Genomic DNA, 18,004 nt, shown 5'->3' on the forward strand with positions numbered 1-18,004 from the left:
GCCAAAATACAACAGTTACAGAAGGTACTGATGGTACATATAAAACATATGCAGTAAATGTAGCGGGAGCAGGAGACTATCGATTGGTAGAAAACAGCGCTGCAGCTGATAAAGCATACACTGTAACGGGCAATAAAGTTGATTTAACAGTACAAGATGCTAGTACGCCTGCAAATACAAAGACGGTAACGATTAAAGATATTGCGTCTAAAACCGAGTTAGACTCTACAAAAACTGAACTCATCAACAAGGGTTTGAAATTTAACGCAGATAATAATGACGTTAAGACAAACAAACTTGGTTCTACCGTAACTGTGTCTGGTGATGCGAATATCACTACAAAGATTACACAAACTGGTGATGACTCCACAATTGCGGTGGCTTTGAATAAAGACCTTAATGTTAAAACCGTGACTGCTACAGATACTGTGAAAGCTGGCACTACAACAGCGGGCAATCAAACGGCTACAGACAATAAAGGTGGCACTCAAACTGGCAACTTTGTAACAGGTCTAGATAATACAACTTGGAACATGGCTGACCCTGTGTTCGTGCCTGGTCGTGCAGCCACAGAAGACCAATTGAAAACTGTTAGTGATGCAGTAAGAGCAGCAAATGCAGGCTCCAGTGACTATCGCTTGATTGGCGACCCAGCTAATACGACTGATGGTTCTTACAAGGTTACAAATAACCAAGTAGACCTTAAGGTAAAAGATGATAAATCTGGTACTACAAATACGGTAACTATTAAAGATATTGCGTCTAAAACTGAGTTCGACAAATTAAACGATCGCGCTGTTAAATACGATGTAGATGGCTCTGGTAATGTAGATAAATCCAAAGTCACTTACGAAGGTCCTACATATAACAACACGAACAAATCTGGTGGTACTCACGTAACTAACGTGGCGTACGCAACAGGTAACGACGGTAGCGAAGCAGTTAACGTAGACTACTTAACTGACAAAATCAAAGACAGCTCCGATGCGTTGATTAACAAAGGCTTGAAATTCGATGCAAACGTTGGTGGCGTTCAAACTAATAAATTGGGCTCCACTGTGAAAGTTCAAGGCGAAGGCGCAGAAGCTGATGCTAACTACAGCGGTAAAAACATCAAAACTTTCATTAAGCAAGATACAGCAGGTAACACAACAATCGACGTTAAGATGAACAAAAATCTTGAAGTTGAAACAGTGACTGCTACGGGTGCAAATGGTAAAGATGGTAAGATCGGTATTAATGGTAAAGACGGTGTTACTACAAATCTTTCCATTACTCGTGATGGCCAACCTGGTGTAGATGGTGCGGCTGGTACAACTACAACTCGTATTGTTTATGAAAAACCAGATGGTACTAAAGAAGAGGTAGCTACGTTAAATGATGGCCTTAAATTCAAAGGCGACATGGGCGCTACATCTAATGTAAAACTCAACAAACAAGTGGATGTAAACGGTGGTGTTACAAACGCGGCTGACCTTGCAACAGGTAATAACATCGGTGTTACATCTGCAGCAGTTGATGCGGATGGCAATGCAAAACTTCAATTGCAATTGGCAAAAGATATTACAGGTCTTAAATCTGTGACTGCTACAGATACTGTGAAAGCTGGTACTGCGACAGTAGGTAAACAAACTGGTACTGATAACAAAGGTGGCACTCAAACTGGTAACTTTGTAACAGGTTTAGACAATACAAATTGGAATATGGCTGATCCTGTATTCGTACCTGGCCGTGCCGCAACAGAAGACCAATTGAAAACTGTCAGTGATGCGGTGAAAGCAGTGAGCGCTGGTGCATCTGACTACCGCTTGATTGGTGATCCAACTAATACAACTGACGGTTCCTACAAGGTTACAAACAACCAAGTAGACTTAAAGGTTAAAGATGATAAATCTGGTACTACAAATACTGTAACTATCAAAGATATTGCATCTAAAACTGAGCTCGATAAATTAGAAGACCGCGCAGTTAAGTATGATTTAGATGGTACAGGTAATGTAGATAAATCTAAAGTTACTTACGAAGGTCCTGCGTACAACAGCACTAATAAATCTGGTGGTACTCATGTAACTAACGTGGCGTACGCAACAGGCAACGATGGTAGCGAAGCAGTTAACGTAGACTACTTAACTGATAAAATTAAAGACAGCTCCGATGCGTTGATCAACAAAGGTCTTAAATTCGATGCTAACGTTGGTGGCGTTCAAACGAACAAATTAGGCTCCACTGTAGCTGTGAAAGGCGAAGGCACTGAAGCTGATGCTAACTACAGCGGCGAAAACATTAAGACTTTCATCGATCAAGATGCTACTGGTAATACAACAATCAATGTTAAATTGAACAAAAACCTTGTAGCTGACTCCATCAAAGTTAACAAAGATGGTAGAGACGGTAAGGATGGCGTATCCATTACAGGTCCTACTGGCGTAGCTGGTCAAGACGGCAACAATGGTAAGGTAGGCATCACTGGTGCTGACGGCAAAGATGCTGTATCTATCTCCGGTAAAGACGGCGTAGGTCACATCGGTTTAACGGGCCCTGCTGGTACAAATGGCAAGGACGGAACAAATGGTATCGATATGTCCGTTAAGAATGGCTATGACGATGCTGCTAAAGGCGTTAAGGGCGAAAAAGGTGTAGACGGTGTTGATGGTATTACACGCATTGTGTATACAGACAATACTGGTGAACACCAAGTAGCTACAATGGACGACGGCATGTTATACGGTGGTGACACTGGTACTGTAATCAAGAAAAAACTTAACAATCAAGTAAATGTTAAGGGTGGCATTACAGATCCAGCCAAATTTACAGCTGACGATAACATCGGTGTTGTATCTGATGGAACAGATACATTGAAAGTTCGCTTGGCAAAAGATCTTAAAGGTCTTAACACAGTAACTGCTACTGAAACAGTTAAGGCTGGCGATGTTGTGATGGGTAAACAATCTGATGGCACACCTGCAGCCAATACTGGCAACTATGTAACAGGCCTAGATAATAAAGATTGGGACGTAACAAATCCAACTGCTGTTAGTGGCCGTGCTGCTACAGAAGATCAGTTGAAAAAGGTTACAGAAGCTATCAATAATCAAAGCTCAAACTCCACAGATTATCGTTTGGTGCAAAACCAAACAGCTGGCTCTAATGGTAATTACACAGTAGATAACAATGGCGATGTGGCGTTGACTGTACAAGATAAAAATCATCCAAACCAAACTGAAACAGTAACTATCAAGGACGTAGCATCTAAATCTAACCTAGATGAATTAGATGATCGCGCTGTTAAGTACGACTTGGATCCTGCTACAAATACTGTAGATAAATCTAAGGTAACTTACGAAGGCCCTACTTACACTAATAAAACTGGTGGTACTCACGTAACTAACGTGGCGTACGCAACTGGCAACGACGGTAGCGAAGCAGTTAACGTAGATTACTTAACTGACAAAATCAAAGATAGCTCCGATGCGTTGATTAACAAAGGCCTTAAATTCGATGCTAACGTTGGTGGTGTTCAAACTAACAAATTAGGCTCTACTGTAACTGTTAAAGGCGAAGGCAATGAAGCAGACGCTAAATACAGCGGTGAAAACATTAAGACTTTCATCAAACAAGATAATACAACTGGTAACACAACAATTGATATTAAATTGAACAAGAACCTTGTAGCCGATTCCATCAAAGTTAACAAAGATGGTAGAGATGGTAAAGATGGCGTATCCATTACTGGCCCTACTGGCGTAGCTGGTCAAGACGGCAATAATGGTAAGGTTGGTATCACAGGTGCTGACGGCAAAGATGCAGTTTCTATCTCCGGTAAAGACGGCGTAGGTCACATCGGTTTAACGGGCCCTGCTGGTACAAATGGCAAGGACGGAACAAATGGTATCGATATGTCCGTTAAGAATGGCTATGACGATGCTGCTAAAGGCGTTAAGGGCGAAAAAGGTGTAGACGGTGTTGATGGTATTACACGCATTGTGTATACAGACAATACTGGTGAACACCAAGTAGCTACAATGGACGACGGCATGTTGTACGGTGGTGACGCTGGTAATGTGATCAAGAAAAAACTTAACAATCAAGTAAATGTTAAGGGTGGCATTACTGACGATACTAAATTGACTGCTGATGACAATATCGGCGTAGTTTCTGATGGTACAGATACGTTGAAAGTTCGCTTGGCAAAAGATCTTAAAGGTCTTAACACAGTAACAGCTGCTGAAACTGTAAAAGCAGGTACAGTGACTATGGGTAACCAAGAAGCAACTAAAGCAGATGGTACTAAAGAAACTGGTAACTATGTAACAGGCCTAGATAATAAAACTTGGGATGCTGACAACATCGTAACTGGTCGTGCTGCTACAGAGGATCAATTGAAAGATGCGTTGGCAAACCAATCCAATGCAGGCCTTAAATTCGACGCTAACGTTGGTGGTACTAAGACTAATAAATTAGGCTCCACTGTAATTGTAAAAGGTGAAGGCAATGAAGCAGACACTAACTACAGCGGCGAAAATATTAAAACTTTCATCGACCAAGATAATACAACTGGCACTACAACGATTAATGTTAAATTGAACAAAAACCTTGTAGCCGATTCCATTAAGGTCAATAAAGATGGTAGAGACGGTAAAGATGGCGTATCTATTACAGGTCCTACTGGCGTAGCTGGTCAAGATGGTAATAATGGTAAAGTGGGCATCACAGGTGCTGACGGCAAAGATGCAGTTTCCATCTCCGGTAAAGACGGTGTAGGTCACATCGGCTTAACGGGCCCTGCTGGTACAAATGGCAAGGACGGTTCCAATGGTATCGACATGTCTGTTAAGAATGGCTATGACGATGCAGCTAAAGGTGTTAAGGGCGAAAAAGGCGTTGACGGTATAGACGGAATCACGCGTATCGTGTATACTGATAAGACTGGTGAGCACCAAGTAGCTACTATGGACGACGGCATGTTGTACGGTGGCGACAGTGGCACTGTAATCAAGAAAAAACTTAACAATCAAGTAAATGTTAAGGGTGGTATTACAGACGCAGCGAAACTTTCCAATGACGATAATATTGGGGTAGTAGCTGATGGCACTGATACATTGATGCTTCGTCTTGCGAAAGACCTTAAAGGCCTAAATTCTGCTACTTTCAACAATGGTACAGATGGCAACACTGTTGTAAACGGTGGTGGCCTCACTATTAATGATGCAGCAGGTAATCCATTGACGACCGTAAATAAAGACGGCGTTACAATTACTGATGGTCCATCTATGACTAAGGACGGTATCGACGCAGGTGATAAGAAAATCACTAACGTAGCTGACGGCACAATCGGTGCAGGTAGTAAAGATGCTGTTAATGGCGGTCAATTACATACAGTGGTAGAAGACCTTAAAACTAAAGGTTTCGGTTTAACTGCTGAAGATGGCGCTTCTGTTAAGAAATCCCTTGGTGATACTGTAACTGTGAAAGGTGACGGTACGAACATTACTACATCTGTAGATAATGGTGCTGTGAAAGTAGCATTGGCTAGAGATCTTAATGTAGATACTGTTACAGCAAATACAGTGACTACAGGCGACACTAAGATGGATACAAATGGCGTAACTATCAAAGACGGCGCCAATGAAGCGACTAAGTTGACTAAAGATGGCTTGCAAATCAACGATGGTGGTAACAAAGCGGTTACTATCGATAAAGATGGTTTGACTATCGAAAACGGCCCTAAGGTAACAAAAGACGGCATTAATGCTGGTGATAAGAAAATCACTAATGTAGAAGATGGTACAATTGCTGCCGGCAGCAAAGACGCTGTAAATGGCGGTCAATTGCATACTGCAATGGAAGACATCAAGGCACAAGGCTTCGGTCTTAAAGCAGAGGATGGTCAATCTGTGAAGAAACCTCTTGGTGAAGTAATCGACCTCAAAGGCGACGGCAACATCAAGACTTCCGTAGATGGCACTGCGATTAAGATGTCCTTGAATGATACAATTACACTTGGCACAGATCCAGCAAAACAAGTTAAAGTTGACGGATCTACTGGTACGATTACTGCGGGTAATGGCGCTAACCAAGTTACAATCGATGGCAGCACAGGTTCTGTTACAACAGGTAACACTGTGAAAGCTGGCGATGTAATCATGGGTAACCAAAACTCGGGTGGTCAAAACGGTAACTTTGTGACTGGTTTGGACAATAAAACATGGAATCCTAATAACCCTGTAGCTGTTACAGGTCGCGCGGCAACAGAAGATCAATTAAAAGCTGTTAATGACGACTTTAACGAAAAAGCTAAAAATGGTCGTGTATTCCAAGGTGACCAAGCTGGTAACGATGGTAAAGTTGTTCGCGGTTTAGGCGATACAATGAACCTAAAAGGTGGCGCTGATGTAAATCGTTTGAGTGACAACAACCTAGCTGTTGTGAAGAATGCTGCAGGCGATGGCTATGATATCAAGTTGGCTAAGGACCTCAACCTAAAAGACGGTTCTACTACGTATACAAAAACTGTACCAGGAACTAATACTACAATTCCTTATACAGTAGATACAAAAGTAGATGGTGGTGGCATCACAATTACTCCATCCATCAACGGTCAACCTGTACCAGGTCACACTGTAAGTCTTACAGAAAATGGCTTAAACAATGGTAATAATACGATTACTAATGTAGCGCCAGGCATCAATGGTACTGATGCGGTTAACGTTAACCAATTGCGCAATGCTATGCATAGTGTAGATGGTAAAATCGCTGATGTTGGTGCAGCTAGCGCAGCCATGGCAGGTCTTAAACCATTGCAATATGATCCATTAGAACCTACACAAGTGTTGGCGGCTGTTGGCAACTATAAAGGTAGTACTGCGGCTGCTATTGGTATTGCTCACTATACAAATGAATCTACAATGCTTCATATGGGTGTTTCCTTAGGTGGTCATGATAATATGGTTAACGCTGGTGTATCTTATAAATTCGGTACATCTGACGCTAAAAAAGCAATTCCAGCACGTTACAAAGCAGGCCCAATCAGCTCTGCCTATGTAATGCAAGATGAAGTGGCTGCATTGAAAGCTGAGAACTTACGCATGAAACAACGCGATGAGGAATTATCTGCTAAGTACGAACAAGTACAACGAGATAATGAAGAGATGAAAGCTCAAATTGCAATGCTTATGAAACAAGCTGGGTTAACCAAATAATCATTCACTTGAGAGTGTATTGAGTATTTAAAACATAGGAAAGCCGCCCTGGGGAGGGCGGCTTCCAATGAGGGGACTTATGAAACTAATTAAATTATTACCAGTTATGGCAATTGCTTCTGTATGTGTTGCTGGCCAAGTACATGCGGCACAAGATCCTTTGATGATGCCTGAACAACCTGCGGCTCCTTTGACTGCAGAACAACAAGACATCTCTCTTGCTGTTCCTAGTGAAGAGGTAAAAGCTGTAGTATCTGAATTGGCAGCATTCCAATTGGGGATGAGCAATGCTTTAATCCAAGACGACAATCGCGTAATGTCTGGTCAACAACGTTATACTAATAACGTGTTGTACTACATGAATGTTCGTCGTAGTTGGTACATTACAAGCCATCGCTATAAAAAAGACAGCTATGCTCGTATAGCATTAGATCGCTTGTACTTAGATTACAAAGAATTTTTCACAAACCACACAACTGTGTCTGACATGAACAAAGCTGAATATGAAAACCAAATTTTGGCAATTCTTGAAAAGAATACAGCTAACATGTCTAATGATGAATTGCGTTTCTACATGAACGAAATGGTAATCTACAGCTTGCAACAAGCTATGCGCGATGGTAACAACCGCGTTAAACGCATCCGCTAATCGGTATAATTATAAATTTATACTTTTGAAAGAGGTAACGGTAAAAGCCGTTGCCTCTTTTAGTTTTTATGACTACATTATTTTAGGAAAATGTGAGTTAAATCACATAATAGTGGCTTTAATAGTACTATACTAATTCCATGACCTTATAGCTGTTTATATATAGGTAAGCCCTTACATACTATACATAAATTTACATAATAGTATTCAAGTATATGCAATTACTCCTAGTTACAAAGCAATTACAATCCTTTTGGATACTATGTTCTCTCTCGCAAGCTATAGGTCGTACTAAAACAAATGGCCCCCGTAGGATTCATTCCTACGGGGGTTTGTTTTTAATTGTATTGGCTAATCTGGCCTTTATGAATTATTATTTATGTTATTTACATATTTTTTCGATAGCAGTATAATTTAATCGTAGTAATCATGAGGGTAATATGAAGGGGAAGTGTTTTGTAGTATAACAAGGGAGGCGTATGATTATGAATCACGCAAAGAAACTACAATTATTAGCAGTACTCGGAGTTTTAACCATATCTTCTGCTAGCTTGGTACAAGCAGCAGATATTCCTGTTGTTTCCTCTGGTGGTGCCACTTATAACATTGGTCTACAAGGCTGGTCATCTTTCACCAACTCAGACAATGTACATCTCGGTGGTCAAACTGGGGCAGCTAACAGCGATCCATATTCCCATGCAGGGGATCCAAATGCAAAGGGTAATAATATTGCCATCGGTCGTCTTGCCTTAAATGGTTCTCAAGGTGGCGGCAATGTAGCATTAGGTGCTAAGAGCTTTGTAGGTGGTAAAGGTGACTATAACTTTTTAGGTAACTTTGCAGCAGGTTATAACTCAACTATTTCGGATACAATTGCGGTAGGTTATTTTGCAGGAGCTGGCTCTGAAGGTAATAAAAACGTATGGCTCGGTGCATCTCAAGCTGGCGGTAGTAAGGGGAATAATACTGTATTAATCGGTTCTAACTCTACTGTAAATGGTGATTTTAACTATGGTATGGGCCATGGCGTTATCTTTAAAGGTGATAAGAACTCCGCTATTGGCGCATATAACAAGATTGAAGGTAACCAATCTGGCGCCTTTGGTGTTGGTACATATGATGTAGACACTGTTAAGGGTGATAATTCCTACAGCGTTGGCAACAAGAACCAAGTGAGTGCTAATAATACATTCGTAGTTGGTAATAATGTAAAAACATCGCTAGATAATGCCGTTGTATTAGGTAATAATTCTACTGCTGAAAGTAGTGATGTAGTGAGTACTCCAAGTTATACCTTCATTAATGGTAAAACTGAAAGCTTTGCTGGTACAGCACCAGTATCTACGGTATCCGTTGGTGCAGCCGGTCAAGAACGCACTATCACTCATGTAGCAGCAGGTCGTATTACTGCGGACTCTACAGATGCAGTTAACGGCTCCCAATTATATGGTACAAACCAACAAATTGATGTATTGCACCGCGATGTGCGTCGCGTGGAAAAAGAATCCAACCGCGGTGATGCTCGTGCTGCAGCACTAGCTGCATTACATCCACTACAATTTGATCCAGACCACAAGGTTCAAGTTATGGGTGGCTATGGTCACTATAAAGGCGAAAATGCATTGGCTCTTGGCGTAGGTTACTATCCAAAAGAAAACCTACTTCTCACTGCAGGTACAACTGTAAGTGGTGATTTGATGGCCAATGTAGGCGTGTCCTATAAATTCGGTGAGAATAAGACATTAGCTAAGATTTCCCCTGCATCCTATAACGCATTAGAACAACGCGTAGATACACTAGAAGCACAAAATAAAAAACTACAAGAAACAGTAGATATGCTTGTGCAAAAACTTAATGAAAAATAGGGTTTCAAGAATATGAAAGAGGTAATAACATTGTTATTACCTCTTTTTTATATACATATAATAGTAAAATAATACGTTTCTAGTGACTACGTATCTTGACATACATATACATTATTCGATACACTTATACATATTTCATTTGTTGTTCATGAATTTTAAATGTAGAGAGTAATGAAACGTATTGTGTGTATCGCCTTGAGCGCTCTATTGTGTTGTGTGGGTACAGCTGAGGCAGAAAAACAACAATTACATACAGATAAGGGCGTAGTGTCTACCAAAACAGATAGTTCTATAAAGGCAGCGGCTCATATAGATGATACTACTCAAGTAAATACTGATGGTAAGGTAAACTCCGATGAGAAAACAGCGCGTATGAAGGCTGCATCTGAAGGCTTTCACATCACGCCTACTGCTACGCCAGACCATGTGATTGGCCAAGGTGGTCCGCTCGTCATGGATCGCCAAGATACTAAGACCGTACAGTATAGCAATGTGGATGCCGTGAACCGCGCCATTAATGCCGTGGCCATGTCTAATGTATCCAATGCTATGTACGGTGCTAAAGGTAAACCATGGATGCGACGCACTACACTGAGCTTTCAGTTCCAAGAAGGTTGGAAGCCGCTCTATTCGGTGGAGACTGTTCAACCTTTAGGTCATTACGATAATTCATCTCGCGATGTGTGGTTTACGCAGCAGCGTATTTCTCGTGCGTCAGACACAGGGACAACCCTCAACGTAGGCGTTGGGTATCGTCGTATCTCCAAGGACGACCATCGCCTTTATGGGGCACATTTATTCTATGACCATCGCTTCTTGAATCGCCATGATCGACTCAGTGCAGGTCTTGAATATATGTCTGGTGAAAGCGAGTTCCGATTTAACTGGTACGGTTCTGCTTCCGATGAGCGCGTTCTAGATGCTAACCTTCATACCTTAGAACGGGTAGCTAATGGTTATACCTTAGAGTACGGTAAGACTTTTAAAAATGCTCGTTGGGCTAGAGTCTATGTAGAAGGTTATCATTGGAACCAAGAACGACAAGCCGATAAGAATGGTTTGCGCATCGGTTCGGAGATGCAACTGACACCGCGCGTATCTGTAGATATGGGGTATAACAAACCGGAACACAACTCTGGCGGTGCATATGGCAAGATTACCTTCCGCTTAGCGGGGGCGCCAATGGCTTGGTATGGTGGCAAGCACCGTTTAGAAGAATCTGCAACGGTTCGTGATAAAATGCTCAACCTTATAAGACGTACAAATACAGTTTTTGTTGAGTAATAATTTTGATAACTGAATACACAAATTGAATAGTAATGCTATCTTCTTCATTCATATAATTTTAATGAAAATTAAATGAAAAATTACCTACTATTGTTACTATATAAGTGATATACTCTAGGTAAGGGAATTTAGTGTTAATATCAATTGTTCTTTATAGATAATGGCTTTTATAAAAAGCCATTATCTTATTATATAGACATATATACTACTATAATGAGTAGCTTATATATTATTATGTAACTTATATTTAATACGTTATGTAGCTTATATGTTAATGTATTATATAGTTATTATCTTATTTTTGATGCCGCGTGATCGCCCGTTCATCTTAGTTACTCTCCAACGATTCAATAATCTTTGTGTTGTGTTTACTTCAAAATCTCTCTCTTAATAACAAACTTAAATCATGCGGCAACGGTAAGAGGTTCGCCTTCCTCTTACCCAAAAAGGATAGTTAATCCTCATCGATTAACTATCCTTTTTTATATTCTCTTAATAGATATATAAATTACTGTTTACAAAATACGTATACGTGCTACAATGTTCATATAAGACTCATGAATAAAGCGTGAATTTTAAAGTAAAGAGAGCATGATAGGTTTTGTAGTTTGTAAATGGAGGTTCTAAATTATGAACAAACGGAAACGTTTATTAACCTTGTTAATTAACGGTGTGTTGTTATCTAGTCTATGTATGGTAGCTAATGCTGCAGATAATGTAGCTGGCGCAGGTAGTGGCGTAGCTATTGGCACAGGGTCTAATGCTCAAAGAGATGGAGTAGTTGCTATCGGTAAAGGTGCACATACCAATTATGCTGGCGGATCTGGCTATGCTAATGTTGGTGGTGATGTAGTTATCGGTGAAAATGCAACAACCCATAGCTACTATGACCAATCTGGCTCAGTAGCTATCGGTAAAAATGCATATGTAGAAAATACAATTGGTCAACAAGACAAATTATTTGCGTTTGATCAAACTACTTTTAATCGTTGGGGTTTGGGAAGCCTTCCACAAAAACCAGATAAAGTTGTTACGGGTGTAGCAATAGGGGATAATACGTATGTTCGTAGTGGTGGTACCATGATTGGATCTCATAACTATCGTGGTAAAATTGGTGATATTACTGTCAACACCGATACTTACACAGAAAAACGTAAAGCTGGATTAGGTGTATATTCAACAACAATTGGTACAAATAGTTTTACCAATGGCACTGTTGCAACTACTACAGGTGCTTTAAATGTTATTTCCAGTAATTATGATGGCAATAATACTGCTAATGCAACTAAAAATTTTGGGGCCACTATTAATGGCTCTTTAAACTCTATTGAGTCTGCTACAGCTGCTAATAACTATTCTGGGTTAGGTAATGCTGTTTTTGGTACTGCTAATAGGACTTATAACTCTAATGGTTCTTTGATTTTTGGCGCAGGTAATGAAATTACTAACTCTGTTACTAATATAAATAATGCGGGCGCAATAACACCAAGTCCTTTTGGAGGATCTTCTTCGGTAACTGAAATGGCAGAAGATGTACGCAATTTGGTAAAAGATAACAAATCCGGTGGTTCTACAATGGCTATCGGTGGTGGCAACAAGGCTGATTATACGCAATTAACATCAATAACAGGTGTTAATAATACTGTAACAGGTACTGCTGGTAATGTTGCAAAATTGAATTCCGTAACTGGGTACAATAATACAATTACTAATGCGTCTAATAATATTGTGATGGGTAACGACCATATTGTAACTGCTGATAACACAATTGCTATCGGTGGTCTTTCTTCCAGCGAAACTCGCTCTGTAGCCAATACAACAACAATCGGTTATGATGCAAAAGCTTCTGTTGAAGGTGGTGTAGCCCTTGGTTATAAATCCAACGCAACCGTAGATAAAGGTGCAGCTGGTTATGATATTAGCACCAAAGCAGCATCTACTGATACAAGTTCCACATGGAAAGCGACAGCATCTGCTGTATCCGTTGGCGACGTAGCTAATGATGTAACACGTCAAATTACATCTGTTGCAGCTGGTACAAATGATACTGATGCGGTTAACGTAGCACAACTTAAAAAGGTAGAAACTAAAATCTCTACTGTTGAGGCAGATGCTAAAAAACATACTACTGTAGTAGCAGGCGATAATACAACTGTTACATCTGGCACAAATGCTAATGGCGGTGCGGAATACAAAGTATCTGTAAATAAAGACTTAGTAGAAATGAGCTCTGCTAACTTCGGCAAAGCAACTGACGACGTTCGTGCTCGTATCGATAAAGACAGTGCTCGCTTCTTTAACGGTAGCGAAAATATCGGTGTTACACCTAAAGGTATCCAAATCGAAAACACAGATACATTAGAACAAGCGAACTTCACTAAATACGGTATGTATGCAAGTGAAGGTAGTAAAACTGTTTACTACACTACAAATGGTATCAGCGCAGGCGACCAAATTATTAATAATGTGAAAGCTGGTGTAGCAGATACTGATGCGGTTAACGTATCTCAACTTAAACGCGTACAAGATCAAATCGCAGCATCCACTCAAGTTACAACTGTAACAGCTGGTGACCACATTAAGGTAACACCAACTGTAAATGGTAATACTCACGACTATAAAGTATCTCTTGCTGATGATATTGCTGGCCAAATTACAAATAACACAACAAATATCAACAAAAACACAAATGATATCAAAAATATCAAAGGTGATTTATCTAAAATCGATAAACGTGTTGATAAATCTGTAGCAGGTGCAGCAGCGTTGGCAGCATTGCATCCTCTTGATTTCGATCCAGATGCTAAATGGGACTTTGCTGCAGGCTATGGCCATTACCGCAGTGGTGATGCAGCAGCTATCGGCGCTTTCTACCGTCCTAACGAAGACGTACAACTTAGCGTAGGTTCTACTGTTGGCAGTGATGAAACAGTATTTAATGCTGGTTTATCTGTGAAAGTAGGGGCTCATAGCGGTGTATCTCGCTCTCGTGTAGCGATTGGTAAAGAAGTATTAGCTCTTAAGAAAACAGTAGCTGAACAAAATGCTCAAATTCAAAAATTGACTACATTGTTGAATGGTGTTGCTGGTACTAAGATGAAAGCCGATCACACAACATTGTTCCCAGATATCCCTACAAACCATTGGGCATATGAAGCTGTAAGCGATTTATCTCGTCGTGGTCTTGTAGAAGGTTATCCAGATGGCACATTCGGTGGTGACCGCATGTTAACACGTTATGAATTTGCTCAAATCGTATACCGTGCAATTCAAGATGGCGTAACAGTTAATGATCGCCTTGTAACAGAATTCAGCCCTGAAATGGCTTTGTTCCGTGTTGACACTGTAGCTAAAAATGCTAAAGGTGAACCAACAATCGAACGCGTTCGCGTTAATAAAAAATAAGGATACTATTAGTTGATAGTGTTCACACAACTTAATAAGTAACTACTATGCATGCCTCAACTCCACCCCGAGGGCGCATAGTAGTGAATCAAAAAAGGAGTAACTGATATGATCAGTTACTCCTTTTTGTTGTTATATAAGGCTCACTATTCTTTTTATTTGGCAAAATAACCTAGTGATTGAATGTGCGCGATGGACTCGTTTAAATATTGCTCAGAGGACACAATGTGTTTAGTGCCATCATCTTTTGTTCTTTCAACGGTCATGTTTTCGTTCATAGTATCAATCAATTCTTGACGAGAAATTGGTTTTGCCATCAATTTCATGACGTACGATAAACCTTCATCAACAGAATAGTCTATTTGATTATACATATTGCCAAGGCACATGTATTGATAGCCACCTTTTTCAACCAGGGTGGATACATAGTTTATGAAATGCTCTGGAATATAGGTTTCATTTTCCACAAACGGTAATTGATCATACTTTTTAGCATACGTGTTGACATGTCCAACGATAGCAAGATGGAATAAACGTCTATACATAGCATCAGTATCGATTTCAGAATCAGGATGGTGTTCTTCAATATGTTTCATTATATCTGCTACATTGAATGGTCGTTTTGTATCCATTAATTCTTGAATGCTAATGTGCATAACATTGGTCCACTCTGGAGGAACACCAGGCTCTTCATCTAATGCATTGTTGAAGTATAGTGTATCTAGTACTTTCTTCTCAACCCTTTCGTCATGGGAAATTTTATCTTTGTTGCTACACTTTGTTAATAGGGCCATGCGGAACTGAGTATCATACACATAATCGTAGTACTGCTCCTTATCAATGTAGCTATCTCTAGCTAATGTTCTAATATTTTTTTCTACATCACTATCGAGCCAAGTGATAAAAGAACGATTTAAAGTTTCGTCGCCGATATAAGTGCAACCTTGTTGTTGAGCACGCTCAATAAATTCAGACACATATACAGGATCATTAATAGCTTCTAAGTATTCATGACCAACGTAGTAATCGTTAGATTGGATTACACGATTTATGTTTTTGATCTTATAATCAGAAATTTGTTGGGAACGTTCATCTAGCTTCATTGTTTCTGCAATGAGTTTTAATACATTTTTTGTGTAGACCGTACGCTCTTGTAATGAGTCGTTAGGTGCATGTTTTTCAGAATATAACATAATATCCCGCAATTGCTCTAACCGTTTCCAACCTGGATACGTATTATATGAAACATAGGCGATACCGCGATCAGATAAGTTGCGACTGCAAATATTAAGGATTTTATCTTTTACCACATCAGGCACCCAAGACCAAATACCATGGACGATAATGTAATCGAAGGTACCAAATGAATCATCAATATCCATAATATCTTTTTCTAATAATGTAATATTTTTTAGCCCCATGGATTCAATTAATTCATTCCCATGCTTTACCTGAGTAGGGGATAGGTCGATACCTGTAAAGGTAGTCGTTGGATTATATAGGGCTTGGGGAATGATATTTCCACCGCAAGAAGAGCCCAACTCTAATACGCGCGCGTCTTCAACTGGTACTGGGTCTAAGCCATAAATAAGAGCTTTTGCCATTAAAGATGTAATACATGTATTGTAAAATGGTTTTGATACGTATAGAAAATCGTCGTAAGATTCCTTTAGGTCGTTAATTTTAGATTGATCTACACTAGTAATGTGTTGTTTACTCATTAGAATATATCCCCTCTATAACTAATACTCGTAAAATGCTCCTCATAATGATTTAGTATATCATAATTTTTATCAGAATCGGTCAAAAAATTCATAGTTATTTCATTTATGAGTTCGTATATGAAAAAAATGTGAAAGTACCTTTAAAAGGTTGTTGGATTATTATAACTATTTTTTTCTATGATCTATATTTTATAGATAATATATAAATAGATGCCAAAATCGAGAAAAATCAATGAGATTAAATCAATTAATCGTTTATTTATAACTTATATTAATGTGGTTATCTAAAAAAATCGTACTGCATAGAGAAAAATAGATTATATTTTATAAAATACGTATAAAACGCCGAAAAAATGAGTAAAAAATCACTCATATATTAAATTTTGTTTAACAAAATAAAGGTTCTGACAACAAACTTTGCTGTTTATGATAAAAACATGAAGAAAAGTATTTACAACATTTTCGATATATGATATTCTGTTCATGACACAAAATGAAAGAAATATGAAAGATACTCAGAAAGGCGTTAAGGTATGGGAAATTTAGGCTTTTCGTTCTTTTGTATTTAAATGATTTAATTATAAGGATTGTAATTGTGTCTAGTTAAGAAAGGGGTTCATAGTAATATGAATAAAATCTTTAAAGTTGTTTGGAGCAAAACTAAAGAGTGCTACGTAGTAGTTTCCGAAGTTGCAAAAAACAATGGTGGTAAGAAAAAAGCTCTTGCTAGCGTATTAGCTGGTTTGGCTATGGTAGCTGCTACAGCAGGTACACCGGTGCATGCTGATGTTGGGTTGGGAGGCAGTTCAGTTAATATTTCACCGAATGGCACATATAATGGTTCTAACTCTGTGACTCCAAACTCTATTGTAGTTGGTTACCAAAATAGAACAACTGGTGGTAGTGGTAACGGTCATGTTATTTATGGTGCTAACAATGTGGCGAATCAAGATTCATCTATGGCTCTTGGTAACCAAAACGTAGCAACTGGTCCTGCTGCATCTGCAATTGGCGTAGGATCTCAGGCAACTGGTAGAAATACAATTGCAGTAGGTAATGTGGCAAAAGCTAGTAATACAGATAATATCGCTATTGGCACATATTCTGAAGCATTAACTAGTGGTCAAGATGCATATGCTCTTGCAGTGGGTTCTTATTCAAAAGCTAATGCTCATATGGCAGTTGGTGTTGGTGCACTTGCTAATGCAACCGGTACTGAATCTACAGCGGTTGGTGCAGGCTCTAAAGCAACTGCTAAAAACTCTCAAGCTTTTGGTGCTCGTAACACTGCATCTGGTCAAAATGCTACAGCTATTGGTTATGGCAATACCTCTAAGGTAGAAGACACTATCACAATTGGTACTTCTAATAATGCCAATACTGGTGGTGGTATTGCTATTGGTCAAAATAACCTTGCTGACGCTACTGCAAATGGTGGCCGTAATGCAGGTTCTACTCAAATTGCTATTGGTCGTGATAACAGAGCAGCTCGTGAAGATACAATCGCTATTGGTCGTGAAGCAAAAGCTGAAAATGATTTATCAGTAGCTATTGGTAATCGTACAGAAGCTACTGCTAATGCTGCTATTGCTATCGGTACTAATGGTGCTCCAAGTGGTGGTAATACATATAAAACAACAGCCAGTGGATTTGCAGCTGTTGCAATTGGTATGCAAGCTAACTCCTCTGGCACTGCTTCTACTGCAGTAGGTGGCAAATCTTCTGCTACAGCTAATGGTGCAAGTGCATTAGGTCAAGCTTCTGAAGCATCTGCTGCATCTGCTACAGCATTAGGTAAAGAGGCAAAGGCATCTGTTGCTGATGGCGTTGCTCTTGGTTCTCAGTCTAAAGCAACTGTAGATAAAGGTGTTAAAG

7 protein-coding genes are annotated in these 18,004 nt (G+C 39.6%); 6 read left to right on the forward strand and 1 reads right to left on the reverse strand.

The genetic code is table 11. The annotated features are described in order from the left end of the window. Positions 1-83 precede the first annotated feature (83 nt). From QZ055_RS03455 to QZ055_RS03475, 5 genes are all read left to right on the forward strand, one after another. Positions 84-7,199 (forward strand): YadA-like family protein, encoded by a 7,116-nt coding sequence (locus QZ055_RS03455; RefSeq protein WP_295824649.1) that lies wholly within the window; start codon positions 84-86, stop codon positions 7,197-7,199. A 79-nt stretch (positions 7,200-7,278) separates the two neighbouring features. Further along, positions 7,279-7,848 (forward strand): hypothetical protein, encoded by a 570-nt coding sequence (locus QZ055_RS03460; RefSeq protein ID WP_295824652.1) that lies wholly within the window; start codon positions 7,279-7,281, stop codon positions 7,846-7,848. 485 nt (positions 7,849-8,333) lie between these two features. Further along, the gene (locus QZ055_RS03465) at positions 8,334-9,713 is read left to right on the forward strand and encodes a YadA-like family protein (protein ID WP_295824654.1); all 1,380 of its coding nucleotides are present in this window, start codon (positions 8,334-8,336) and stop codon (positions 9,711-9,713) included. Positions 9,714-9,884: 171 nt separating this feature from the next. Beyond that, complete coding sequence (locus QZ055_RS03470; RefSeq protein ID WP_295824656.1) at positions 9,885-10,997, forward strand: inverse autotransporter beta domain-containing protein; 1,113 nt, start codon at positions 9,885-9,887, stop codon at positions 10,995-10,997. 696 nt (positions 10,998-11,693) lie between these two features. Further along, positions 11,694-14,405, forward strand: coding sequence for an S-layer homology domain-containing protein (locus QZ055_RS03475; protein ID WP_295824662.1), 2,712 nt, complete (start codon positions 11,694-11,696; stop codon positions 14,403-14,405). Positions 14,406-14,560: 155 nt separating this feature from the next. On the opposite strand, the gene QZ055_RS03480 is transcribed toward QZ055_RS03475, so the two are convergent. After that, on the reverse strand, positions 14,561-16,126 hold the full coding sequence (locus QZ055_RS03480; protein WP_295824658.1) for a methyltransferase regulatory domain-containing protein: 1,566 nt from the start codon (positions 16,124-16,126) through the stop codon (positions 14,561-14,563). A gap of 629 nt (positions 16,127-16,755) precedes the next feature. On the opposite strand from QZ055_RS03480, the gene QZ055_RS03485 reads away from it, so the two are divergent. Next, positions 16,756-18,004, forward strand: a 1,249-nt coding sequence (locus QZ055_RS03485; protein ID WP_295824660.1) for an ESPR-type extended signal peptide-containing protein, incomplete at its 3' end; no start/stop codon positions are given.

It is taken from the genome of uncultured Veillonella sp. (assembly GCF_905209685.1).
Classification (GTDB): domain Bacteria; phylum Bacillota; class Negativicutes; order Veillonellales; family Veillonellaceae; genus Veillonella.